Source organism: bacterium (assembly GCA_040753555.1).
Taxonomy (GTDB): Bacteria; UBA9089; UBA9088; order UBA9088; family UBA9088; genus JBFLYE01.
This window is the reverse complement of the sequence record JBFMDZ010000017.1, coordinates 1-22,206: the sequence shown is the minus strand read 5'-3', so window position 1 is coordinate 22,206 and position 22,206 is coordinate 1. Positions and strand designations below refer to the sequence as shown.

Here is a 22,206-nt window from a genome sequence, read left to right as displayed (position 1 = left end):
ATGATATTGGACATTGGAAATTGGACATTTTTTTGACATTTGAACTTGGGATTTGGGATTTATTATAGAATGGATGAATTTTAAAACAGCCAAACATATAAAATACGATATACTGAATAGTTACTAATTTTTTTAAACTCCTATGAAGATAGCCTACCTTGATTGTTCTAATGGTGTTTCTGGTGATATGCTTATAGGATGCCTTGTTGATTATGGTTTAAATTTTGACCTACTTATTGACTGCCTTAAAAAGATTCCAGAAAGAGATTTTTCAATCATAAAGAAAAGAAAAAAAATTGGTTTTCTAAGTGGAACAAAGATAAGTGTAAAGACAAATAAAAAATTAAGTCCTGATGAGATGCTTTCCCTCATTGAAGATAGCAGCCTGGTAGATGAAATAAAGATAAAGGTAAATAAGGTATTAAATAGAATATTTGAGGCAGAGATGGCTGTGCATCAGGAGAAAAACATTCACCTTCATGAACTAGGCTCTCTTGATACAATTATTGATGTTGTATCTTGCATATCTGGCTTTCATCTTCTTGGCATAGAAAGGCTTTGGACATCCTATATTAACCTTGGAAAACCAGCGCCGGCAACCTTAAACCTTCTTTCTGGATTTGGTATAAAATCAACAAGCTCTGATTATGAGCTTACAACGCCAACGGGTGCGGCAATTGTCTCCACATTGGCAGAAGGTTACGGTTATATGCCAGAAATAAAACTTACAGGGGTTGGCATTGGATTTGGAGATTATAATCTTGCTAACGGTGATTTTTTAAGGATGATTATCGGAGAAACAACAGAAAAAGAGGAAATTACACTCATTGAAACAAACATTGATAATATGAACCCCCAAATCTTTGAATACATCATAGAAAGGCTATTAAATGAAGGTGCTTTGGATGCCTGGCTTACGACAATACAGATGAAGAAAACAAGACCAGCCATTAAGCTTTCCTGCCTTGTTGAAAAAAAAGATGAGGAAAGAATTGTTAATATAATCTTTTCTGAAACACCTTCAATTGGAATAAGGAAAACATTGGTTGAAAGGGTGGTTTTAGAAAGAAAAGAGGAGAAGATAAAGACAGAATTTGGAGAGATTTCTTTTAAAAAAATAAAATTTAATGGTAAAGAAAGGTTTGTTCCTGAATACGAAGACCTAAAAATGAAGGCAAAAAAGCTTAAAATTCCCCTTATTGAGCTTTTGGATAAGATTAAAATGTAACTTCTTAAGAAAATGCTTTGACTATGTTTGTTGAATTAAGTGAGATAACAAAGGTTTATCCTATAGGAGAGGAGAGCTTTAAGGCTTTAAATAATCTCTCTTTATCTATTGAAAAGGGAGATTTTGTGGCTATTATTGGTGCTTCTGGTTCTGGAAAATCTACCCTAATGAATATCATTGGTTGCCTGGATAGCCCAAATTCAGGCTCTTATCTATTAGAGGAAGAAGATATAACAAAGCAAAATAGCAAGAGATTAGCTAGAATAAGAAATGAAAAGATAGGTTTTATCTTTCAGGGCTTTAATCTCCTTGGAAGGGCAACAGCTATAGAAAATGTTCTTTTGCCTTTATGTTATGCTAATGTGCCTCGTTTTAAAAGAAGGGGGATGGCAAATGAAATGCTTTCTAAGGTCGGGCTTTCTACAAAAATAAATAGGCTTCCAACCAAGCTCTCTGGTGGAGAGCAGCAAAGGGTAGCCATTGCCAGGGCATTGGTAAACAACCCTTCCATTATTTGTGCTGATGAACCTACAGGAAACCTTGATACTAGCACAAGCTATGAGATAATGAAGATATTTAAGGAGCTAAACGAGCAGGGGAGAACAATTATCCTTGTTACACATGAGACAGATATTGCCAATTATGCAAACAGAGTAATTACCTTGAGGGATGGAATGATTATAAGGGATGATATAAAGTCTAATGTTTAGAGATTACCTTCTTTTTGCATTAAATAGCTTTAGGCAATATAAGCTTCGTTGCTCCTTAAGTATGTTAGGGGTAGCTATTGGCACATTTTCTATTGTTGCTATCCTTAGCATTGGAGAGGGTGGGAAAAAGCTTATTATTGGTCTAGTAACAGGTTCTGGCACTAATCTTATTGCTGCCCATAATGACCAGATGATGGAGACAAGGCCAGATAAATTTGCCTATCTTTCTGAAAATGATATTGAGAAAATAAAAAGGAAGATTCCTGGGATTGATGATATCGCCCACACCTATTTTTTATCCACTCCCATGAAAGTAAGGGGGGAAAGCAAGCTTATTACAGTGGGTGGGATTCCCGCCAATTGGTTCAAGGTAAGGGGATTAGAGTTGGTAGTCAAAGGAAGGAAATTTACTGAAAAAGAGATAAGAACCTCCCAAAAGGTCTGCCTGATTGGGCAAGAGCTTTTTAAATCCCTCTTTGGAGAAGAAGAAAGCCTGGATAAGGAAATAGAAATAGAGGGGACATATTTTAAAATAATTGGATTATTGGGCTTTAAGGTAAGCCTAGGACCAATGGATCCTAACAATGCAATAATGATTCCTGATACATCAGCAAAGAGGCTTCTGGGAGCTTCTGAGATATATATGATGTTCATTAAGGCAAAAGATGGCGTTTCAACCTCTTTGGTTAAGGATAGGGTATCTGATTATATAAAAAAGCTATTCGGAGGAAGAAAGGTATGGGATGTCCACACCCTGGATGAGATGATTGAAATTTTAGGCTCGGTTACCAAAGTAATCTCCATTGTTATTGGTAGCATTGCCGCTATCTCCCTCCTTGTTGGTGGCATTGGAATAATGAATATGATGCTGGTTGCGGTAAAGGAAAGAACAAGGGAAATTGGCATAAGAAAGGCAATTGGCGCTAATGATTACGATATTCTATGGCAATTCTTGATAGAAGCTGTTATCCTCTGTTTAATAGGAGGCTGTATTGGCGTAGGAAGTGGCATTAGCGTAATTCTTTTAGTTACCAAAATGTTTCATATAGACCTTTCTTTATCAGCCTTCCCTATTATCCTGGGTTTTTTCTTTTCCTGCCTTGTAGGCATATTCTTTGGCGTATATCCTGCTTATGTTGCGGCTCGCCTTAAACCAGTGGATGCATTAAGGTATGAATGATTTTATTGCTTGTGGAATTCCTGCGTTCATAAGAAAAACATTGTCTGAAATAGAAGCTAGAATTTGATTTCCAAAGCCGATGAGGTCAACAAACCTTCTTGCCAATTCATTTTCAGAAACAACGCTACCCCCTACATCGTTTGAGACAATTATGCAGTTAAATTTTGCCTCTTTGATTTGCTGTGCAAACTCTTTTATTTTTATCTCAATGTCAAAATCAGAGAGGTTATCTATAAGGAGATTTGAAACAAACATCCCAAAGCAATCTATGATACAAAGCTCGCAAGAAAGGTTTTTTAAAACACCTGTTAAATCCTTCCCCTCTTCAATAACCTTCCAGCTATCTGGCCTCATCTTTCTATGAATCTCAATCCTTTTTTTCATTTCATCATCATAAAAAATAGAGGTTGCTATGTAGGAAACATTACTATATTTTTCTGCAAGAGAATTAGCAAACTTGCTCTTTCCACTCCTTATTCCACCAAAAATAAAGGTAATCATTTTGGCTTTGTTTCCCAGCGGTTATGTAGCCAGAGCCATTGGTCTGGGTATTTTCTAATATAGCCTTCAAGATATTCTGTTAGGGTTTGGGCAATGTTTTCTATCTTTTCTTTTCTTAAAGGATAAATAGGCTTTTCTATTATCACCTTGTGTTTATTATTTTCTAAAACATCAATGATAAAGAATATTGGTGTATTTGTTCTGATGCTAAGGATAATAGGGCCAGGCGATGTAGAGGCAGGTCTTTTAAAAAATTCACAAAAAATCCCAGATTTTCCTGCATCCTGATCCCATAAAAACTCAACAAGCTTACCCCTCCTTAAAGCACTTATTGTCCCTTTAAGGTCAGATTCCATAATAACCTCCATCCCTAATATCTCTAATTGCCTTTTTATAAGCAAACCAACCATTTTATTTCTCTGTAGCCTGATTATGTTATAAAGGGTAGAGACCTTTTTAGAGAGGACAACTCCCATTACATGCCAGCTTCCAATATGGGCTGTTAGAATTACCCCGCCTTTTTTAATCTCTTCAAGATATTCCAATCCTGAAATCTCGGTTGTGCTTATAATTTCATCCTTTATTTTAGGAAGAATAATAAACTCAATAATCCTCTTTCCAAAGTTTCTATATGTGTTTTTTGCTATTTTTTTAATCCAATTTTTATCTTTATCAGAGAAAGCATTATTAAGGTTATTTATTGCCCTATTTCTAATTTTTGGCAGGCAAAGATATAGAATATTTCCAAGCACGCCTCCTATCCAATAATCTATTTCTTTAGGAAGGAAAGAAAGAATCCCTATTAAAATTTTTAAACCCAAAAACTCTAAACAATGCCTTAATCTTTTCATTTCCTCTTATTCCCCTCTTTTAAAGGGGTGTCTGCGTAGCAGATGAGATGTTTTCCCCTTAATCCCACAAAGGAATTCCTGTCCAGAGATAGGTTTTTTCCCCTCCTTTTGTAGCAAATCAAGAATAATTGAGCCTTTGCCACAACCTATAATTATCCCTTTATCCTCTTTTCCAAGTATTTTTCCTGCATCCCCTTCAATTTCACTTAAACGCGCCTTTAATACCTTTATTTTTTCATTGTAAAGCATTGTCCAAACACCAGGATCCTTTGAAACACCCCTTATAAGATTAAAAATCTTCCTGTTTTCCTCCTTAAAGTCAAGCTCAATAACCTCCTTTATCTTTGAAGCAAATGTTGAAATTCCACTTTGCTTTATTCTTTCTGCTTTTCCCTCTTCAATCAAAGAAATTGCATCAACGAGCATTTCGCCTCCCATATCAGAAAGCCTCCCTGCTAGGCTTTCGTAATCATCATTGGGAAGAATATCTGTCTCTTTTTGAAGGATTATATCCCCTCCATCCATTGTCTCATCCAGCCAAAATATAGTTATTCCTGTCTTTTTCTCTTCATTTATCAAAGCCCAAGCGATAGGAGAAGCTCCCCGATATTTTGGAAGTAAAGATGGATGAAGGTTTATAGCCTTATACCTTGAAATTATCTCCTTTGGTAATATTTTTCCATAGGCAACCACAACAATAAGCTCGGGAGAGATTTGTGAAACAATAGAGAAAATATCGTCTGTTTGAAAAACATTTATCTTTAACTCTTCTGCAATAGACTTTAATGGATTTGAAAGAATCTTTAACCCCCTTCCCTTTGGCTTATCTGGCTTGGTTATTAGGGTAATTTTATGGTTTGTTTTAGAAAGTTTCTTTAAAGGCAAGATTGCAAAATCCGATGTTGCAAAGAAAAGAATGTTCATTTTAAATCAAAACCATTAAAACTTTGTGTCTTTGCTCAGTTTTGCCTAACATAAAACTTGTCATAACCTAAAGTAGATACTTTCATTTTTTAAAGGGATATGGATGTATGTTGAATTAACTTTTCAATTGCATCCAATTTTTCCCTTATTTCTGGATGAATTTCATCTTTCTTCATTGTTGCAGCAAGCAGGAATAGTTCACTTTTAGGTGTAGGGCGATATTTATCTAATATCTGTGGTAAAAATTCTTCACTTGCTTTTATGCGTGATAAAAATGCATGGTCTCCGAAGTAATCTGTTCCTTCTGGCACTTGCTTTGCAAATTCTTTATCAATCTCACTCTCAAATAAAGGGAAGTCTATATATCGCTTAATAGCAGCTGGTATAAGTAGGTAGTTTTCAATTTCATATCGCCCCCACCGTAAGATATGTAGCCCTATTCTAGTAATCTCTTTTTCAGGTTCATCTTTGTTGTCTCCATCTAATATACATACCCCCGATATCTCAGGATATACAGCTTTTAACGCAAATAGATGTTCTTTTGCCTTTCTTATACTTCCACCTCCAAGCTTATGAACAAAAGGATTTTCTAAAAACTTGCAGGCAGGATGTCCTAATATTTTAGCCCACTCACGGAGGAGTTTGTAATCACTTTCATTTTCTACATACAACACACCACCTACTTGACTTGCCCGAAGTAAATCAATATTACTAAGTTTCTTTAGCGCTTCACGAAGCTGGTCTCGTTCTACACGAGAAAAAAGTCGTTTAGGCTTTCCTATAAAAGAGATAATCTGCTCAGGAGGAGTATCATCAAGCAATACTTCAGAGTGGGTGGCAATGATAAGCTGACAACCTTGCTTTTTAGCAATTAGTCTAATCCTATCAAGAATCTCTCGTTGAAGTATGAAATGTAGATGAGCATCTGGTTCGTCAAGTAAAAAGATGCTGGCAGGACGACTGTAAAAAAAGCTTAGAAGGAGCAATACCTGATGCATACCTCCTCCAGCATTAGCGATATTAAGCTTTGGTAGCCTTCTCCTTCCTTTTTGGGGTGGAATACCGGGTAGATATTCACAAGTAATAAATGCTTGGTGCAAACCTGAATAAACAGGTGGTAATAGACGATAACCAAATATATCTTCAATATCTTTAACTAATTTTTCCCAGTTAGCTTGTTTTTCGTTGTAAATTTCCCATAGCAAATTATGCAATATCTCTCCCGGCCTTCCTTTACCAATGAGTGCATTTTGTAACCCCATATCCATCTTTGCCTCCTCAGTTTCAATACCTAAAAAGCAAGGAATCTGGACAATGGTTAGTCTTTCAGCAGGGTTAAAAGATTTGGCTATGTCCTCCCTTTCTCCTAAAGGACCAGCATATACCATTTCAGAGCCTGCATATCTAAATTCCATACCAAATTTCCATTCATCTCCATATAGCTCAATATCTATCAATTTAGGATAGCCTGCTTCTTTGCCTTTAAGACTCGTTTCTTTTTGAAACCACATTAGGTTCATTTCACGCAATGGCAGCGCAGTAAATTCCTGACGGGTGATAGGAACTTTTGTTGGGGTGTAATTTTTCTTATCCCCTCTTATCCGAGCCCATTTTTGAAAGCCTAAATTCCAGACAGCGATTGCTTGAAGTAATGTGCTTTTACCTGAATTATTGGGTCCTGCAAGAACCACAGAGCCCGATAGGTTAAATTCCTCTGTCTCAAATTTCTTAAAATTTCTAATTACTACTTTATCAAGCATTTTATACAATTCTCCTCTTAGCTAACGATGCTCAGTTGATTATACTTTGGAAATCTACATCTTGTCAAAAGATAGAACTTACAACCTAAACTTCTCCTCCTTAGGAAAGATAAATCTTACCCTTGTTTCCTTCATTTTTGCCTCAATGGCAGAAAATATCTTTTCAATATCCCTTTCTGTGTAGCTATAAACCTGCCTGTTTGAGCAATTTCCAAGGACATTGATGGCTTTAAGAATCTTATTCGTCCTTGTTGATGCCAACCTCTTAAACCTTTCTTCTTTTGTTTCTTCTTCCTTCATTATCCTTTAATAAGCCTAATATATTCCTTTAGCCCTTCATACACCATAGCTGAGATAAAGTTTATAAATGGCCCTGAATCTCCTTTTGTATGGGCTATTTCTAGCAGGTTTATATAATCAACCCTTTTAACAGGGGGAATAATAGTGATTGTATACCCTTTTTGTAAAAGACACAGGTTCATTAACAACCTTGCCATCCTTCCATTTCCATCAATAAATGGATGAATTCCCACAAATTCCTTATGGACCAAGCTGGCATATTCTATTGGATGATAGCTTCTCTTAAATTTTTTAATATCCTCAATAAATGCCTTCATTAGATTAGGCACTTTTTCCGGAAGAGGTGGAATATAATTTGAGCCTGTAATGATAACCTTTTCTTTTCTATATCTTCCTGCATTTTCTTTATCAATCCTATAATAAAAAAGCCAGTGTAGGGCTAAAATATCCTTTTGGGTTATATCCCTTTTCTTTACCAGCTCAAACAAAAGATTGTATGCCTCGCTATGCCCAATTGCCTCATAATGGTCTTTTAAGGGCTTGCCACCAATCGTTATGCCATCTTCTAAAACAACCTTTGTTTCTGTTTCAGTCAATGAATTTCCCTCAAGGTTATTACTGGAGTAGGTTAATCCTATCCTGTAGTATTCCCTTAATTGAGCCAATAAATGGCTTGGAAGGGGTCTTAATTTCTGAATTTGTTCCTTCAGTTTTTCTGCTTCTTCTATTCTATTTTCATATATTTTCATTATATTAAAAATTATAACATAAAAACTAGCAATTTGTCAAGAAAAATTTTAATATTTTTAAAAAAATTGAAATATTTTATATTTTTTACCCATTTGAATAATTATACCCTAACTTCCCAAAAATTTAAGTAATAGGCCTTTTATTGTATTATCAGAATAAAAAAATCCTTTCTTGTTCCATAGGGGATTTAATTCCTCTCCCCTTTCAAATTACTCATTTTTATCTAATTTTTTATATAAAGCATTCAAAAATTGTATGTGTTTAGCTTTAATGGAACAAATGAAATCCGAAATTCGAAACAAATTCAAATGACTAAAATTGAAAATTCAAAACAATATGATTTAGAGGAACAAACGCTTATGTTTGTAAAACAGGTGAAAGGGTTTAATACCCAAAACTATAAGTAATATAGAGGATGGAAAACAAGTAATACCTTCCTCTATAATGAGGAAATCGCAGTAAAAATGTTTAGAATTTTGAATTTAGATATTGTTTCGTGCTTCGTGCTTCGGATTTCGTGCTTAACATTTGTCTGTTCTCTGATAGTCTGTCTTTTGTCCTCTGACTTCTGTTGTAATTATCCTGTTTTTCTTTTCCATTCGCTGCCAAATTTTACCCAATCTTCGAGGTCAAATATTACAGCCTTTACGCCCTTTATCTTTCTTATCCTTTTTTCCAAATCAATAAGACGCCTTTTTTCAGCCTCAAGCCTTTCCTCTATAGAGGCAACAATCTTCTCGGAAGAATCCTTTGTTTTTACAAAAACAACACTACCTTTTAGATGAACAACGCTGGCGATGGTATTAAATTTTATCCTTCTTAAATCAACAAATCTCTTAACAAGCTCTTGTCGGACAGATACATTTATATCCCAATCCTCAACCACCTACTTTAAATACAGCAAAGCGAGAAACAGAGAGCTTTTCTTTAAACTTGGCTTGGGTTTCCAAGATAAGGTCTTTTATCTTTATTTTTGGTTCCCTGATATATGGCTGGTCAAGAAGGCAATTTTCTTCAAAGAATTTTGAAAGCCGACCACTTGCTATCTTTTCTAAAACAGCCTCTGGTTTCCCAGAATCTTTAAATTGGTTTTTTATAATATTTTTTTCTTCCTCAATAATATTAGCTGGCACATCGTTTTCACTTATATATAATGGATTTGATGCGGCTATTTGTAAGCAAAGCTCTTTCCCAAGTGTTTTAAATTCCTCTGTCTTTGCTACGAAATCTGTCTCGCAATTAAGCTCAAGGAGAACACCTAGCTTTGTGCTATGATGGATATAAGAAAATATGGCTCCATCCTTTGCGCTTCTTCCTTCAAGCTTTTTACTTCCAGCCTTTCCCTTTTCCCTAAGTATGACAATTGCCTTTTCAATATTACCCCCTGCCTCTTCAAGGGCAGCCTTACAATCCAATATTCCAGCAAATGTTTTTTCCCTTAATTCCTTAATCAGATTCGGATCCAATTTCGCTTACAACCTCCTCTTTTTCTTTTACCTCTTCTGTCTTTATTTCTTTCTCTTCTATATCTTTAACTATATCTTCAACCTTTTCTTCCTGTGGTAACCCTTCTTTTATATTTCTTCCCTCAATTACAGCATTAGCTATGCAGGATGTGATAAACCTTATTGAACGAATAGCATCGTCATTTGCTGGGATTGGGTATGTAACCTTATCTGGGTCTCCATTTGTATCAACAATAGCGATTGTTGGTATTCCCATCTTCCTTGCCTCTTCAACACATATCTTTTCTTTTGCTGAATCAATAATGTATATTGCAGAGGGAAGCTCTTCTAGCCCTTTCATTCCTCCTAAATTACGAACAAGTTTTCCATATTCTTTTAACAGCCTTGCTCTTTCCTTTTTTTGTAGGCCATCAAACTCACCATTCTTCTGTTTTTCTTCAAAATCAATAAGCTTCCACAAGCTTTTTCTAATTGTAGAAAAATTTGTAAGTGTGCCACCAAGCCATCTATTGTTAACATAAAAAGCCTCACATCTTTCTGCCTCTTCTTTTATTACATCCTGTGCCTGCCTTTTTGTGCCAACAAAAATTATATTTCCATTTGTAGAAGAAAGGTTTTTTACAAAATCATAAGCATCATTAAGACACTTAAGTGCTTTTTCAAGGTCAATAATATGAATGTCATTCCTTACTGTATAAATATACCCTGCCATCTTTGGATTCCACTTCTGCCTTTGATGACCGAAATGTATGCCTGCTTCCAACAATTCCTTAATATCTACATTTAACATAAGAACAAAGTTTATATTAAAAAAACCTTCCTGTCAAGAATTCCTTTACAAAAATGCTATCACTATATCAAAATGTAGTTTATGAAAGGCTTGCTTTCTATTCCGGGAATAAAGGCCTGCGGTATCCATTGTGGAATAAAGAAAAGGAGAAAAGACCTCTCTTTAATTTATTCTGAAAGGAAGGCAAATTGGGCTGGTGTTTTCACAAAGAATAAGGTAAAGGGAGCCTCTATCTCTTTTAACAAAAGAAGAAAAAATAATGAAATTCAAGCAATCCTTATAAACTCAGGGAATGCAAATACAGGAACAGGGGCAAAGGGAATGAGGGATGTCCAAAAAATGGCAAAGATTTTAGCAAAAAGCCTCAATATTCCTTATAATTCTGTCCTTATAGGAGGTCAAACAGGAAAAATTGGCGAATTCCTTCCTATGGAAAAAATAGAAGCTGGGATAAAAAGGCTGGTTAAAAGGCTTCCCTTTGGAACCAATGATGATTGCATAGAAGGGATTATGACAACAGACAAAACAAAAAAGGAGGCAGAAGTTGACCTTGGATTTTGCAAGATAGCAGGGATTGCAAAGGGTGCTGGAATGATATATCCAAATATGGCAACAATGCTTTCATTTATAGCAACAGATGCAAGGCTTGACAATAAAACCCTTCAGGAAATTCTTAAACCTTGTGTTGATGAAACATTTAACAGGATAAGCATTGATGGTTGCAGATCAACAAATGATAGTGTAATAATTATGGCAAATGGTATAGCAGGTAGGGTTGATAAAAATAAATTTTCAAAAGGGCTATTTTTTGTCTGTGCAAGCCTGGCAAGACAGATTGTAGAGGATGGAGAGGGTGCAACAAAGCTTATAAGGATTGTGGTAGAGGGTGCAAAAACAAAAAAAGATGTAAGGAATGTTGCTTGTTCTATTGCAAATTCACCCCTTGTAAAAGCCGCAATGTATGGTTGTGACCCAAATGTTGGAAGGATATTACAAGCTGTTGGGGAAGCACAAGCAAGCATAGAACCAAAGAAGATAAGTATCTGGCTTCAGGGGCATTTAGTTGCTTGTTGCGGAGCAACGGCTTTCTTTGATAGAGAAGAGATAAAACAGGAATTAAATGATAAAGAGATTGAGATAAGGGTTTCCCTTGGTAAGGGAAAAGAAGCCATTTCATTTCTTACTTGCGATTTATCCCCTGAATATGTTAAAATAAATGCAGCGTATTCATAAGCTAACAAGAAGGGGGCTTAAATGAAAAATGTAATTAAAATGCTAAATGAATTAAAAGACAAGGAGCTAATAAAGGATTATGCTATTGGTGGAGCAATAGCGACATTAAGGTGGACTGAGCCTTTTTTTACGCGTGATTTAGATGTATTTATTGTTTTTGAACAAAAAGAAAGTGAAGATAAATTAATTATTCTCTCACCAATTTATGATTATTTCGAGAATAAAGGTTATTTGTGGGAAGGTCAATGGATAGTTATAGATGGAGTCCCTGTTGATTTTATTCCAGTAAATGGGCTTGAAAAAGAGGCAGTGGACAATGCGAAAGAAGCGGAATTTGAGACCATAAAAACAAAAGTAATAACACCTGAATATTTAATTACATTGTTTTTAAATGCAGGCAGAGATAAAGATATGAGAAAGATTCAAATGCTTTTGGAACAAGCGCCAATAGATAGAAATAAACTTAATGATATACTAGATAGATATAGTTTAAAAGAGAAATTATGGAAGACAATAAAATAAAAATTGTTATAGGCAATAAAGTATTTACAAAAGAAGAATTATTTAAAGAAAAGGAAAAGTTGCGAAAGCTACAAGCAAATCTACCTTTTGAAGAGAAGATAAGGTCTCTCATTCTTTTACAAAAACTTGCCGTTAGTTGGGGCCAAAAAAGGGATATATTAATATGGAAGTTGTAAAGATATGGGCTTAATTATTTACATTGCTGTTTTGCTTTTTTCTGTGGTTATCCACGAGGTAAGCCATGGTTTTGTGGCTGATAGATGTGGAGACCATACAGCAAGGCTTTCTGGAAGGCTTACCTTAAATCCAGTTGCACACCTTGACCCAATTGGTTCTATATTAGTCCCCCTATTTGCTTTTATAACACATATCCCTGTTCCAGCATGGGCAAAGCCTGTTCCTGTAAATCCTTACAACCTTAATAATCCAAAAATTGATATGGTTAAGGTTGCTTTGGCAGGTCCTTTTTCAAATATAGGGCTTGCCATTATTTCATCTATTATTTTAAGGTTTCCATTTATTCCAGCTTTTTCATACCTTGAACACATCCTTTTTTGCTTTGTAATAGCAAATTTTCTTTTGGCATTTTTCAATCTTATTCCCATACCACCTCTTGATGGCTCAAGGATTATAGCTTACCTCCTACCATCTTACACCTCCTTCAGGGTAAGTTTCCTTGAGCCTTTTGGCTTTATTTTTCTTATATTATTGTTAAGCTTTGGCTTTCTTGATTTTATTGTAAAAATAGCCTTACAGCTTTCATATCTTGGGGTGGGAGAGCGGATTTTTCATTTTCATTTATGACAGACCTAGAAGACCTTTGGGAAAAAGCAAAAAGCGAAACAGAGATATTAAGACAGAGGGTAAGTTATCTTTCAAGTATTGAAAACACAACCCTTGATTACATCTTTTTGGCAGAATCCTCTATAAATTTAGGAGATACCATTGTTCGCAAGGGAAAGATTTTAATCCATAAGCCCTTAATAATTCTTCCAAGGGAGATTCCAATATTTGAGGGATTTGAGTTTGAAGATGATATTGCTCCATTTTTCCTTATGAGGGGTATTCAATTTCCATCTTTTAAGTATAGCAACATAACATCATCCATTGAGGTTTATGAAGGGCAATTAAGCAAGGCAATAGATGATTTTATGGAACGGCTTACAATGAAAGAGGATATTTCTACAGGGCTTATAAAGGGCATTGAAGATATATGGCAATTTTCTCTCCTTATCTATGCTGGAAGTCTTGTTGTAAGATCAGTTCCATCCGATATAAAGAGGGCAATGGATGATTTTAGAAAGAGAATTAACGGTTATGGATTTGGATAGAAAGCATGTATTTATACCCAAATAGAATTGGTGTTGGAATAATTGGTTTAGGGCTTATTGGAGGCTCAATTGGCTTAAGCCTAAAGAAAAACAGGCTAGTTGATAAAATAATAGGTTTTGGAAGAAACAAGGAAAGATTAGAAGAGGCAAAGAAATTAGGTGTAATTGATAAGATAGGAGAAGATTTTGCTGATTTAGCAGAGGTGGATATTGTCTTCCTTGCCACACCGGTTTTAAAAATTATAGAAATAGGAAAAGAGGTTTCTAAATTTATAAAAGAAGCTATTGTCTCTGATGCTGGTTCAACAAAGACATTGATAGTTAAGGAGCTTTCTCCTTTAATTCCAAGGTTTGTTGGAGCTCATCCAATGGCAGGTTCTCATAAATCTGGGATAAAATTTGCATCAGATTCTTTATTTTCCAATGCTTGTGTTGTCCTAACGCCAAATAACAGAACAGAAAAAGAGGCAAAAGGGGTTATATCCTCTCTTTGGAAAGGAATGGGAGCAAAGGTTGTTGAAATGAGCCCAGAGCTTCACGATGAGCTTGTTGCCTTATCATCCCATATTCCCCATATTACATCAAACATCCTTATTGAGCTTATCTCTGGAAGGAAAGAAGCACAAAGCCTTATTTCTTCAGGTTTTAAGGATATGACAAGGCTTTCCCTTTCAGACCCTCATCTTTGGAATGATATATTTTTAACAAACAAAGAAAATATTATAAAAGGGCTTGATAAAATGATAGAGGTCATTACAAAATGGAAAGGATTGATAAACAATAACCAGGGGCTTTTAGAAAACCTGGAGAAAATAAATAAGATTACAAAGGAAGTGTTTAAAGAGAGGTTTTGAAATTGAAACCATTTTTAATTGGATTAGAATACAATTGAAATATATGGCAAATGGAGACAAAATAGAAACTTTCTATCGGCTTTGGACTATTGGAGATAGATAAACTATTCTCCGGTTATATCTACGACGAAGAAGGAAATCTTAATCCTACAAGGTGTATTTTTTCTTATTATCTTTCTCTTTTGGAAAAATTTGCCGGGGATAAATTGGAAGAAATAGAAAAAATAAACCTGCTGTCGGGTATAAGAGGCGTTGGAAAAACTACACTTTTAGCCCAACTTTATTATGCACCAAGATTTATCCCATCTTCCAAAAGGTTAAATTCCGATATTTCGCACCCTTTGGGTTAAATTAGTTTTGGGTATTTTTTCATAAACCCTCTCACCTGTTTTGCAAACATAAGCGTTCGTTCCTCTAAATTATATTGTTTTGAATTTTCAATTTTAGTCATTTGAATTTGTTTTAAGATTTCGGATTTCGAATTTCGGATTTCATTTGTTCCATTAAAGCTAAACACATACAAATAATTTGTGTTTCTGTAAAAAATCTTTAAAAAGTGTGACTGGAGCCTCTTGACAAATTGTTTTGGATATGTTATAATAAGGATAAATAAAAATGAATTTTAAATTAGAGGAGACATACAAAATATGGAAAAGGCAATAGAAAGATTTGCTGAAAAAATAATTGACTAAATATAGATTGGAAAGTGCAAAAGAAAAGATTGTATCCGCAAGGTTGCTTTATGAGAATGGTCAATATAGAGACGACTCAATCTCTCGCTCTTATTATGCCATGCTTTCTGCAGCCAGCATTGTTATCTACCAAGAAGGATAGCAGTAAGCATTCAGGGGTTATTTCCTTGTTTAATCAGCATTTTGTAAAAACAGGGATATTGGATAAAAAGATGGGTAAAGTATTGGCTGAATCTAAAGGGATGAGAGAGGAAAGTGATTACAAAGATTTTGTCGTTGTTTCAAAGGATGAGACAGAAAGACAAATTATTGATGCCGAAATTTTATCCAGGGGATAGAGGCGACTATTTTAAAAAAGTGTGACTGGGAGCATTGACAAGTTGTTTTGGATATGTTATAATTAAGTATAAATGAAAAAAATTATTTTAATAATGGCAATGACTACCTTATGTTATGCGGATAATCCATTGATTATCGGAACAAAATCAGTTTCTCCACTTGACAAACAGATAGGTGAAGCTGCAACATTTACCTATACGATTGAATATGAAAACACAGGGGCTGGCACAGCAACAAATGTTATTATTTATGACCAGATACCTGAGGGGATGGAGTATATAGGAGGCAGTGCTGGAACAGAGACCCTTCCTGCAACCATTACATATTCAAATAAACATCCCTATGATTGGAAGACTACAGAAACAAACCCTGTAATTTATATTATGTGGGAGATTATTGGAAATATAGAACAAAACAAGGCCGGCAAAGTAAGATTTGCCGTAGAAAGGAGGGAATAAATGGATATTGTTGAGGGATTAAGAAAGGCTATCCAAGAACTCCTTGTTCCTGAATTAAAGGCTTTGCAAGTAGAGGTTAAGGAATTAGGGGTTAGGCTTGACCAGATGGAGAAGCAGATGGATAGGCGATTTGAGCAGATGGATAGGCGATTTGCCGAAATGCAGGAACAAATGGATAAGCGCTTTGAGCAGATGGATAGGCGATTTGCCGAAATGCAGGAGCAAATGGACAGGCGCTTTGAGCAGATGGATAGGCGATTTGCCGAAATGCAGGAGCAAATGGACAGGCGCTTTGATCTTATCTTTAAAGAATTTCACTCTATAACAGAACAATTGGGAAAGATTGAAACAAAGCTTGATTTTTCAGAACGTATGGTTAGGCTTGAAGGGCTTTATGAAGAGATGAGAAGGGAAATAGATAGGCTTTTTGAAAGAAAGCCTGTTGCTATTGGTTAAAATGGAGGTGATGCCTATGAAGGAACATTAAAATTTCGGGGCTTAGCGGGCATAGGGAAGACCAAGCTAAGCCATAACCGAGCAACTTTCCCAAAAAAATTTATAGGAGGTAAAAAATGGGAGAAGTAAGAGAAAGGGTTAAACTGGAAAACTTTGTTGACAGGTATCTTTTTGAGGAAGGAAAGATAAATAAGGATGCTATTAGAAACTTAGAGATTCAGGCATTGGTAGATACAGGCTCAACAAGGCTTGTTTTACCAGAGGATATTGTTGAAAGGCTGGGATTAAGAAAGATAGGAAGGGTGGTTGTCTCATACGCTGATGAGAGAAAAGAAGAAAGGGATGTCTGTGGCGCTGTAATGATTACCATTGCTGAAAGAAGCACTGATTCAAGTTGTGTTGTTGGACCACCTTTAAGCGAACCACTTATTGGTCAGGTAATCCTTGAGGAACTGGATTTAATTGTTGATTGTAATGAGCAAAGGCTAAAACCAAGACCTGAATCACCCTATCTTCCATTGCTTAAAATGAAAAAGGTTTTTGAAATATGGGGTTACAGGCTGAGGTGATAAAAAAGGATACTTCAACAATTAGCCTTGAGATAAAGAAGGAGGATTTTGAGTCATTTTGTAATGCGATTGGATTCTTTAAAAAGGAATTTATTGAGCTTTTAGAAAGTTCAGAAAGAGACCATCAGCAAAAGAGGATTAAAGAAAGGAAGTCTTTAATGGAGATATTGAGTGATTAGGGTTTTTACTACAGAAACATTTGACAGATAAAGAATATGGAAAGGTTGATAAAAAAATTTGTTAAAGAAATAAAGCATTCTTTGAAAGATAATGTTGTTTTTATAGGATTATTTGGTTCAAGGGCAAGGGGAGACTTTAATAAGGAATCTGATATTGATATCCTTATTGTGGTTAAGGAAAAATCCCTCCTGGTAAGGGATAGAATATTTGACATTATGTTTGAAATAGACCCCTGGTATGAATTGATGTTTTCTCCTAGAATTATGTCCCTTAAGGAATATGAAATAAATAAAGGAATGGGGTCGCCTTTTATTGACTGGGTAGAGAGAGAGGGGATAAGATTATGAATAATGAATTGACTAAATATAGATTGGAAAGTGCTAAAGAAAAGCTTGCATCAGCAAAATTGCTTTATGAGAATGGACAATATAGGGATTCAATCTCGCGCTCTTATTATGCCATGCTTTCTGCTGCAAAGGCATTACTATCTACAAAGAAATTGGATAGCAGTAAGCATTCAGGGGTTATTTCCTTGTTTAATCAGCATTTTGTAAAAACAGGGGCATTAAATAAAGAGGCTGGAAAGAAATTGGCTTCTGCCAAAGAGATACGAGAGGATAGCGACTATGAGGACTTTGTTGTTGTTTCAAAGGAGGAGGCAGAAAGACAAATTATTGATGCCGAAAATTTTATACAGGGGATAGAAATGGCTATTTTAAAAAAGTGTGACTGGGAGCATTGACAAATTGTTTTGGATATGTTATAATTTCTTTATTAAGAAAAAGAAGGCAATTAGATAGCACACGGATGACACGGATAAAGCGGATATTCGCGGATAAAAAATCAGTTAAAATCCGTTAAATCCGCGTTATCTGCGTGCGATTTTTAAGGGTTATTGAAGAATATATAAATCTTAAAAAGTGTGACTAAGTAATTGACAAAATGGGAAAGATTGTGGTAAAAATGAGGATAAGGAACCTCTTTGATGAGGTAAGGGCAAAGAGTGGGATAATCAAAGAAGATGGGATTAGGGAGTTAACCATTGACAATGCCCTAGTTGATACAGGAGCAACCATGCTCTCTCTACCCACAAACCTTATTGAAAAACTGGGGCTTGAAGAGGCTGGGACAAGAGAGGTAAGGACAGCCAATGGCACAGTTACAAGAAGGGTCTTTAGGGAAGTATTGGTTGAAATACAAGGACGAGATGGAGCATTTGATGTCTTAGAACTTCCCATTGATGTAGCCCCATTGATTGGCCAGATTGTTTTAGAACAGCTTGACCTATATCCTGACTTACAGAACCAGAGGCTTACCGGAAGACCCGATGCCCCTGACCATATGGTTGTGGAATGCTATCTTTACCTTAAAGAGAACTTTGATAAAAATGCAAAAAGTGTGATTTAAGTAATTGACAAGTTGTTTTAAATATTTTATAATTTATTTATTAAGAAAAAGAAGGTAATTAGATAGCACACGGATGACACGGATAAAGCGGATATTCGCGGATAAAAAATCAGTTAAAATCCGTTAAATCCGCGTTATCTGCGTGCGATTTTTAAGGGTTTAAGGGTTATTGAAGAATATATAAATCTTAAAAAGTGTGACTGGAGGCATTGACAAGTTGTTTTAAATATTTTATAATTTATTTATTAAGAAAAAGAAGGCAATTAAATAGCACACGGATGACACGGATAAAGCGGATATTCGCGGATAAAAAATCAGTTAAAATCCGTTAAATCCGCGTTATCTGCGTGCCATTAAGGAGATAAAAATTATGACAAAAAGTGTGACTGGAGCCTCTTGACAAATTGTTTTGGATATGTTATAATTTCTTTATTAAGAAAAAGAAGGCAATTAAATAGCACACGGATGACACGGATAAAGCGGATATTCGCAGATAAAAATAATGGTTGAGTTGCTTCATAAAGATGTAAGCGATAAAATTCTGAAAGCATTTTATAATGTCTACAATACTTTGGGCTATGGCTTTTTAGAAAAGGTTTATGAAAGTGCTTTAATGATAGAATTAGTTTCGGCAGGATTATTGTGTGAAAGGCAAAAGCCAATAAAGGTATTTTACAAGGGAAGTGTGGTAGGAGAATATTTTGCCGACATTATTGTAAATAATTGCGTAATTCTTGAACTTAAAGCAGCAGAAACTTTAATGGAAGAGCATGGATTTCAATTACTAAATTATCTGAAAGCAACGGAAATTGAGGTTGGATTATTATTGAATTTTGGGAAAAAAGCACAGTTTAAAAGAAAAATATTTTCTAATGAAGAGAAAATAGCACACGGATGACACGGATAAAGCGGATATTCGCGGATAAAAAATCAGTTAAAATCCGTTAAATCCGCGTTATCTGCGTGCCATTAAGAGGTGATGCCTAATGAAAGAGCATTAAAATGTCGGGGCTTAGCGGGTATAGGGAAGACCAAGTTTAAGTCATAACCGAGCAACTTTCCCAAAAGTAAAGGAGTTTAGTGTTTAGAGCTAGCTCTAAACAAATTTCACTAAACCCTTAAGGAGGTAAAGAAGATGAAGAATCTTTTTAAAGTAGTATTAGGGTTAGGGATTTCAGGATTAGCTTGGGCAGAACCAACCACAAAGGTTTTGCTGACAATGCCAGATGAGAACAAGGTAATTGAGCTAGGGACAACCACAGAAGACCCGAGCTGGCACATTGTGTGGGAGTATGGGGATGGTGGAACAGAGACGCTTCAGAGCCCACAGGAGGCAATTCCCTTAACCAATGGCAATATCCTGATTGCAGATTATGAAAATCAGAGGATCGTTGAGGTAACGCCAGATAAGGCGGTTAAAAACACATTTAACAAAATCAGTGGCTCGCAGTATGGTGATACCTTTACGCCTGTAGATGTGAGAAGGTGTACAAATTGGGTAGATGGTCCTTATAAAGGCTCTCCCACAGTGCTTTTCTGCGATTGGAACAATCAGAGGGTAATTGAGGCTACCTATCCAGATGGCAATGTGGTTTGGGAGTATCAGCCGGGGATGCTTCTTCCCCGCGAGGCAGAGAAAAAGCCAGGGGCTGGCACACCAACCTACCTGATTGTTGACCAATATCAATATCGAGTGATTGAGGTGGAAAGGACTGGTCAAACTAGCGGGGATATCAAATGGTCATATAGTGTATCTGCCCAAGATGCCAACTGGACCCCCTGTGGCAATGTGCTGATTACCCTTTCTGATAAAGTGATTGAGGTTGATCGTTCTAAAGACATTGTTATTGGGACGATAACACCCACTGGGCTTCTTACAGGGTGCAAAGAGGCGATTAGGATGCAGGATGGGAATGTATTGGTTGCAGGCTATTTCTCCCCTTCTACAGCCAGAGTGGTTGAGTATCAAGGCTCTCAAACAAACTGGAACTGTGTTTGGAAATATGACACATCACCTGCTGAGGTAGGTTTCGTAGATGTCGAGCTCAAGGGGATAATCAATGTGGCGAAGATAAGGTATGAAAATATAAACCACGCTAATACCCAAACAACCCTTTGCGGTGTAATCATCCCAATTCTTCAGCCAATCATTGAGAATCCATTTATCGAGGCCTCAAAGACCGCTACCCCAATGGGACCAGTATCCCCGGGTGCTACAATAACCTATACGATTTACTATACAAACAAAGGAGCAGGTACAGCCACCAATGTAACCATTATTGACCAGATACCTGAGGGAACAGAGTATATGCAATATCAGTGTGGGTCCGAGCCATATGTTGACGCCGAATTTTCCCACGACGGGGGTAGGACTTTTAACAGTGATCAAACAGTTACAGCAGATATAACCCATATCAAATGGACAATTGATGAGGTAGCACCAGGTACAGGTGGATGGGTAAAATTCAGCGTTAAGGTTCAGTAAGAAGTAGCTCTAAAGGGTTTAGTGAATAAGGGGAAGGGGGGTTCATCCCCCCTTCCCTAAGGGATAATTTATGAAGGTATTATCAGAAAAAGAGTTTGGAGAGAAAGGGAGGAGTATTTTGAAAAGCAAGGAACCATTGATAATCTTAAGACAAAGAGAGGTTAGGGGTATATTTTTCCCCGCACCCTTGAAAAGTATTCCTCTTGAACTTAAAAAAGAGCTTTTAATTACTTTATCTTCATCGGTTAAGAAAATCCTGGATGCAAAAGGTATAAGGGAGGAAGAAATTCTCGAAGACTTTGAAGAATATAGGAAAACTTGCGGTGGACGCTAATCCTATACTCTCAGCTATTATTGGAGGGAAAGCGTTGAAAATTTTTCTTCAAAGAAAGATTGAATTTTATACGACAGATTTTACAATGACTGAAGTGCAAAGATATATTCCTTATTTTTCCAAAAGGAAAAATATCCCTGAGGTCTTACTCCAGCTTACTTTAATGACTCTGCCTGTAAATGTATTTGATAAAGATGTTTATAGAGATACCCTAAGCAAAGCTAATGAGATAATGGGTAAGAGAGATCCGAATGATGTTCATCTTCTTGCCCTTGCTCTAAAATTTGGAATTCCATTATGGAGTAATGATAAAGATTTTGAAAGAGCAGAAATAGAAATTTTTACTACTGAGGGTTTGTTGAAATTGATGGGATAAATGTAAAGGATGCCAGTTGAGGAAATTGAGCAATGATGAGTCAGAATTCTATTGTCAATGAGATTGTTTCAAAGGCAAATCCCTCAAAGATTGTCCTCTTTGGTTCTTGTATAAGGGAGGATGAAAGGAGGGATAGCGATATTGATATTGCATTGTTTGGAGCATCTTCTGATGATGCCCTCTTATTAAAAGAGGGCTTGAAGGAGAAGGTATGGCTTGATATGCTTAAAGAGAGAAATCTTACAAGCCATATTTACGAAGAAAATGAGGTAGGAGGGAGGATATATCAAAATATTTTAGAGCATTATGTTGGCGAGTTTAAAAACTTAAGAAGATGTTTTAAAAAGAGGCTGGATAAGATACAAGATGAATTTTAAATTAGAGGAGGAAGACTTGCGGGGGTTTTTTAAGATGGGAAAATTAAAATGGCAACTGAATTTTATAAGGTGGCGGAAGAAATAGAATTTTTAAACTTGGAGGATAAACTCTATTTAAAAGAGCTTTTGGAAA

At 35.9% G+C, this 22,206-nt stretch carries 32 protein-coding genes; 23 read left to right on the top strand and 9 right to left on the bottom strand.

Annotation, left to right across the window (positions count from 1 at the left end; all coding sequences use genetic code 11):
• Positions 1-142: 142 nt before the first annotated feature.
• The 3 genes from larC to AB1630_02815 are packed head-to-tail and all read left to right on the top strand — an operon-like array spanning position 143 to position 3,118.
• The gene (gene larC / locus AB1630_02825; protein MEW6102747.1) at positions 143-1,228 is read left to right on the top strand and encodes a nickel pincer cofactor biosynthesis protein LarC; all 1,086 of its coding nucleotides are present in this window, start codon (positions 143-145) and stop codon (positions 1,226-1,228) included.
• A 23-nt stretch (positions 1,229-1,251) separates the two neighbouring features.
• Positions 1,252-1,938, top strand: a complete 687-nt coding sequence (locus AB1630_02820) for an ABC transporter ATP-binding protein (GenBank protein ID MEW6102746.1) — start codon at positions 1,252-1,254, stop codon at positions 1,936-1,938.
• Positions 1,931-3,118 (top strand): ABC transporter permease, encoded by a 1,188-nt coding sequence (locus AB1630_02815; protein MEW6102745.1) that lies wholly within the window; start codon positions 1,931-1,933, stop codon positions 3,116-3,118. Before AB1630_02820 ends, AB1630_02815 begins: the two co-directional genes overlap by 8 nt.
• Here AB1630_02815 and cobU read toward each other — a convergent pair.
• The 9 genes from cobU to rpsB form a co-directional block, all read right to left on the bottom strand.
• Positions 3,104-3,619 carry a bifunctional adenosylcobinamide kinase/adenosylcobinamide-phosphate guanylyltransferase gene (gene cobU / locus AB1630_02810; GenBank protein ID MEW6102744.1) on the bottom strand — a complete coding sequence of 172 codons (516 nt, stop codon included), beginning with the start codon at positions 3,617-3,619 and terminating at the stop codon, positions 3,104-3,106. The genes AB1630_02815 and cobU overlap by 15 nt on opposite strands.
• The gene (locus tag AB1630_02805) at positions 3,616-4,470 is read right to left on the bottom strand and encodes a hypothetical protein (protein MEW6102743.1); all 855 of its coding nucleotides are present in this window, start codon (positions 4,468-4,470) and stop codon (positions 3,616-3,618) included. The genes cobU and AB1630_02805 overlap by 4 nt, the downstream gene beginning before the upstream one ends.
• Positions 4,471-4,476: 6 nt before the next feature.
• Positions 4,477-5,394, bottom strand: a complete 918-nt coding sequence (fmt, locus tag AB1630_02800; protein ID MEW6102742.1) for a methionyl-tRNA formyltransferase — start codon at positions 5,392-5,394, stop codon at positions 4,477-4,479.
• Positions 5,395-5,483: 89 nt separating this feature from the next.
• A complete protein-coding gene (locus tag AB1630_02795; protein MEW6102741.1) occupies positions 5,484-7,154 on the bottom strand; it encodes an AAA family ATPase in 1,671 nt (556 codons plus the stop codon).
• A 78-nt stretch (positions 7,155-7,232) separates the two neighbouring features.
• Positions 7,233-7,454, bottom strand: a complete 222-nt coding sequence (locus tag AB1630_02790) for a hypothetical protein (GenBank protein ID MEW6102740.1) — start codon at positions 7,452-7,454, stop codon at positions 7,233-7,235.
• Entirely contained in the window at positions 7,454-8,203 is a 750-nt protein-coding gene (locus AB1630_02785) for a Fic family protein (GenBank protein MEW6102739.1), read from the bottom strand. The genes AB1630_02790 and AB1630_02785 overlap by 1 nt, the downstream gene beginning before the upstream one ends.
• A gap of 578 nt (positions 8,204-8,781) precedes the next feature.
• Positions 8,782-9,090: a hypothetical protein gene (locus tag AB1630_02780; GenBank protein MEW6102738.1), complete on the bottom strand. Its 309-nt coding sequence runs from the start codon at positions 9,088-9,090 to the stop codon at positions 8,782-8,784.
• Entirely contained in the window at positions 9,083-9,670 is a 588-nt protein-coding gene (locus tag AB1630_02775) for a translation elongation factor Ts (protein ID MEW6102737.1), read from the bottom strand. The genes AB1630_02780 and AB1630_02775 overlap by 8 nt, the downstream gene beginning before the upstream one ends.
• Positions 9,651-10,460 (bottom strand): 30S ribosomal protein S2, encoded by an 810-nt coding sequence (rpsB, locus tag AB1630_02770; GenBank protein MEW6102736.1) that lies wholly within the window; start codon positions 10,458-10,460, stop codon positions 9,651-9,653. The genes AB1630_02775 and rpsB overlap by 20 nt, the downstream gene beginning before the upstream one ends.
• Positions 10,461-10,541: 81 nt before the next feature.
• On the opposite strand from rpsB, the gene argJ reads away from it, so the two are divergent.
• The 20 genes from argJ to AB1630_02670 all read left to right on the top strand — a co-directional run bounded on the left by argJ (position 10,542) and on the right by AB1630_02670 (position 22,073).
• Positions 10,542-11,693, top strand: a complete 1,152-nt coding sequence (argJ, locus tag AB1630_02765) for a bifunctional glutamate N-acetyltransferase/amino-acid acetyltransferase ArgJ (protein MEW6102735.1) — start codon at positions 10,542-10,544, stop codon at positions 11,691-11,693.
• Positions 11,694-11,714: 21 nt separating this feature from the next.
• On the top strand, positions 11,715-12,215 hold the full coding sequence (locus AB1630_02760; protein MEW6102734.1) for a nucleotidyltransferase: 501 nt from the start codon (positions 11,715-11,717) through the stop codon (positions 12,213-12,215).
• The gene (locus tag AB1630_02755) at positions 12,197-12,391 is read left to right on the top strand and encodes a hypothetical protein (GenBank protein MEW6102733.1); all 195 of its coding nucleotides are present in this window, start codon (positions 12,197-12,199) and stop codon (positions 12,389-12,391) included. Before AB1630_02760 ends, AB1630_02755 begins: the two co-directional genes overlap by 19 nt.
• A gap of 4 nt (positions 12,392-12,395) precedes the next feature.
• Entirely contained in the window at positions 12,396-13,019 is a 624-nt protein-coding gene (locus AB1630_02750; protein ID MEW6102732.1) for a site-2 protease family protein, read from the top strand.
• Entirely contained in the window at positions 13,016-13,546 is a 531-nt protein-coding gene (locus AB1630_02745) for a hypothetical protein (GenBank protein MEW6102731.1), read from the top strand. The genes AB1630_02750 and AB1630_02745 overlap by 4 nt, the downstream gene beginning before the upstream one ends.
• 5 nt (positions 13,547-13,551) lie before the next feature.
• Entirely contained in the window at positions 13,552-14,400 is an 849-nt protein-coding gene (locus AB1630_02740) for a prephenate dehydrogenase/arogenate dehydrogenase family protein (GenBank protein MEW6102730.1), read from the top strand.
• An 89-nt stretch (positions 14,401-14,489) separates the two neighbouring features.
• Entirely contained in the window at positions 14,490-14,750 is a 261-nt protein-coding gene (locus AB1630_02735; protein MEW6102729.1) for a hypothetical protein, read from the top strand.
• Positions 14,751-15,148: 398 nt separating this feature from the next.
• Positions 15,149-15,430 (top strand): HEPN domain-containing protein, encoded by a 282-nt coding sequence (locus tag AB1630_02730; protein MEW6102728.1) that lies wholly within the window; start codon positions 15,149-15,151, stop codon positions 15,428-15,430.
• Positions 15,431-15,502: 72 nt separating this feature from the next.
• Entirely contained in the window at positions 15,503-15,889 is a 387-nt protein-coding gene (locus AB1630_02725; protein MEW6102727.1) for a hypothetical protein, read from the top strand.
• Positions 15,890-16,345 carry a hypothetical protein gene (locus tag AB1630_02720; GenBank protein ID MEW6102726.1) on the top strand — a complete coding sequence of 152 codons (456 nt, stop codon included), beginning with the start codon at positions 15,890-15,892 and terminating at the stop codon, positions 16,343-16,345. It begins immediately after the preceding gene.
• A gap of 116 nt (positions 16,346-16,461) precedes the next feature.
• Positions 16,462-16,914, top strand: a complete 453-nt coding sequence (locus AB1630_02715) for an aspartyl protease family protein (protein MEW6102725.1) — start codon at positions 16,462-16,464, stop codon at positions 16,912-16,914.
• On the top strand, positions 16,911-17,093 hold the full coding sequence (locus tag AB1630_02710) for a hypothetical protein (GenBank protein ID MEW6102724.1): 183 nt from the start codon (positions 16,911-16,913) through the stop codon (positions 17,091-17,093). Before AB1630_02715 ends, AB1630_02710 begins: the two co-directional genes overlap by 4 nt.
• Before the next feature lie 36 nt (positions 17,094-17,129).
• Positions 17,130-17,441 (top strand): nucleotidyltransferase domain-containing protein, encoded by a 312-nt coding sequence (locus tag AB1630_02705; GenBank protein ID MEW6102723.1) that lies wholly within the window; start codon positions 17,130-17,132, stop codon positions 17,439-17,441.
• Entirely contained in the window at positions 17,438-17,836 is a 399-nt protein-coding gene (locus AB1630_02700) for a HEPN domain-containing protein (protein MEW6102722.1), read from the top strand. The genes AB1630_02705 and AB1630_02700 overlap by 4 nt, the downstream gene beginning before the upstream one ends.
• Before the next feature lie 200 nt (positions 17,837-18,036).
• Positions 18,037-18,501, top strand: a complete 465-nt coding sequence (locus AB1630_02695) for a retropepsin-like aspartic protease (protein ID MEW6102721.1) — start codon at positions 18,037-18,039, stop codon at positions 18,499-18,501.
• 502 nt (positions 18,502-19,003) lie between these two features.
• Positions 19,004-19,399 (top strand): GxxExxY protein, encoded by a 396-nt coding sequence (locus AB1630_02690; protein MEW6102720.1) that lies wholly within the window; start codon positions 19,004-19,006, stop codon positions 19,397-19,399.
• Between the two features lie 237 nt (positions 19,400-19,636).
• Positions 19,637-20,986, top strand: a complete 1,350-nt coding sequence (locus tag AB1630_02685; GenBank protein MEW6102719.1) for a hypothetical protein — start codon at positions 19,637-19,639, stop codon at positions 20,984-20,986.
• 70 nt (positions 20,987-21,056) lie between these two features.
• Positions 21,057-21,320, top strand: coding sequence for a hypothetical protein (locus AB1630_02680; protein MEW6102718.1), 264 nt, complete (start codon positions 21,057-21,059; stop codon positions 21,318-21,320).
• Positions 21,286-21,696, top strand: coding sequence for a PIN domain-containing protein (locus AB1630_02675; protein ID MEW6102717.1), 411 nt, complete (start codon positions 21,286-21,288; stop codon positions 21,694-21,696). The genes AB1630_02680 and AB1630_02675 overlap by 35 nt, the downstream gene beginning before the upstream one ends.
• A 32-nt stretch (positions 21,697-21,728) precedes the next feature.
• On the top strand, positions 21,729-22,073 hold the full coding sequence (locus tag AB1630_02670) for a nucleotidyltransferase substrate binding protein (protein MEW6102716.1): 345 nt from the start codon (positions 21,729-21,731) through the stop codon (positions 22,071-22,073).
• Positions 22,074-22,206: the final 133 nt, after the last annotated feature.

What these genes read in the sequence shown, in the direction of transcription:
- AB1630_02705 (MEW6102723.1), top strand. Translation starts at nt 17,130, where the DNA reads ATGGAAAGGTTGATAAAAAAATTTGTTAAAGAAATAAAGCATTCTTTG.
- AB1630_02670 (MEW6102716.1), top strand. Translation starts at nt 21,729, where the DNA reads ATGATGAGTCAGAATTCTATTGTCAATGAGATTGTTTCAAAGGCAAAT.
- AB1630_02790 (MEW6102740.1), bottom strand. Translation starts at nt 7,454, where the DNA reads ATGAAGGAAGAAGAAACAAAAGAAGAAAGGTTTAAGAGGTTGGCATCA.
- AB1630_02815 (MEW6102745.1), top strand. Translation starts at nt 1,931, where the DNA reads ATGTTTAGAGATTACCTTCTTTTTGCATTAAATAGCTTTAGGCAATAT.
- AB1630_02785 (MEW6102739.1), bottom strand. Translation starts at nt 8,203, where the DNA reads ATGAAAATATATGAAAATAGAATAGAAGAAGCAGAAAAACTGAAGGAA.
- AB1630_02680 (MEW6102718.1), top strand. Translation starts at nt 21,057, where the DNA reads ATGAAGGTATTATCAGAAAAAGAGTTTGGAGAGAAAGGGAGGAGTATT.
- argJ (MEW6102735.1), top strand. Translation starts at nt 10,542, where the DNA reads ATGAAAGGCTTGCTTTCTATTCCGGGAATAAAGGCCTGCGGTATCCAT.
- AB1630_02725 (MEW6102727.1), top strand. Translation starts at nt 15,503, where the DNA reads ATGAAAAAAATTATTTTAATAATGGCAATGACTACCTTATGTTATGCG.
- AB1630_02700 (MEW6102722.1), top strand. Translation starts at nt 17,438, where the DNA reads ATGAATAATGAATTGACTAAATATAGATTGGAAAGTGCTAAAGAAAAG.
- larC (MEW6102747.1), top strand. Translation starts at nt 143, where the DNA reads ATGAAGATAGCCTACCTTGATTGTTCTAATGGTGTTTCTGGTGATATG.
- AB1630_02755 (MEW6102733.1), top strand. Translation starts at nt 12,197, where the DNA reads ATGGAAGACAATAAAATAAAAATTGTTATAGGCAATAAAGTATTTACA.
- AB1630_02820 (MEW6102746.1), top strand. Translation starts at nt 1,252, where the DNA reads ATGTTTGTTGAATTAAGTGAGATAACAAAGGTTTATCCTATAGGAGAG.
- rpsB (MEW6102736.1), bottom strand. Translation starts at nt 10,460, where the DNA reads ATGTTAAATGTAGATATTAAGGAATTGTTGGAAGCAGGCATACATTTC.
- AB1630_02715 (MEW6102725.1), top strand. Translation starts at nt 16,462, where the DNA reads ATGGGAGAAGTAAGAGAAAGGGTTAAACTGGAAAACTTTGTTGACAGG.
- AB1630_02795 (MEW6102741.1), bottom strand. Translation starts at nt 7,154, where the DNA reads ATGCTTGATAAAGTAGTAATTAGAAATTTTAAGAAATTTGAGACAGAG.
- AB1630_02690 (MEW6102720.1), top strand. Translation starts at nt 19,004, where the DNA reads ATGGTTGAGTTGCTTCATAAAGATGTAAGCGATAAAATTCTGAAAGCA.
- AB1630_02695 (MEW6102721.1), top strand. Translation starts at nt 18,037, where the DNA reads ATGGGAAAGATTGTGGTAAAAATGAGGATAAGGAACCTCTTTGATGAG.
- AB1630_02750 (MEW6102732.1), top strand. Translation starts at nt 12,396, where the DNA reads ATGGGCTTAATTATTTACATTGCTGTTTTGCTTTTTTCTGTGGTTATC.
- fmt (MEW6102742.1), bottom strand. Translation starts at nt 5,394, where the DNA reads ATGAACATTCTTTTCTTTGCAACATCGGATTTTGCAATCTTGCCTTTA.
- AB1630_02745 (MEW6102731.1), top strand. Translation starts at nt 13,016, where the DNA reads ATGACAGACCTAGAAGACCTTTGGGAAAAAGCAAAAAGCGAAACAGAG.
- AB1630_02740 (MEW6102730.1), top strand. Translation starts at nt 13,552, where the DNA reads ATGTATTTATACCCAAATAGAATTGGTGTTGGAATAATTGGTTTAGGG.
- AB1630_02730 (MEW6102728.1), top strand. Translation starts at nt 15,149, where the DNA reads ATGGTCAATATAGAGACGACTCAATCTCTCGCTCTTATTATGCCATGC.
- AB1630_02805 (MEW6102743.1), bottom strand. Translation starts at nt 4,470, where the DNA reads ATGAAAAGATTAAGGCATTGTTTAGAGTTTTTGGGTTTAAAAATTTTA.
- AB1630_02685 (MEW6102719.1), top strand. Translation starts at nt 19,637, where the DNA reads ATGAAGAATCTTTTTAAAGTAGTATTAGGGTTAGGGATTTCAGGATTA.
- AB1630_02720 (MEW6102726.1), top strand. Translation starts at nt 15,890, where the DNA reads ATGGATATTGTTGAGGGATTAAGAAAGGCTATCCAAGAACTCCTTGTT.
- AB1630_02760 (MEW6102734.1), top strand. Translation starts at nt 11,715, where the DNA reads ATGAAAAATGTAATTAAAATGCTAAATGAATTAAAAGACAAGGAGCTA.
- cobU (MEW6102744.1), bottom strand. Translation starts at nt 3,619, where the DNA reads ATGATTACCTTTATTTTTGGTGGAATAAGGAGTGGAAAGAGCAAGTTT.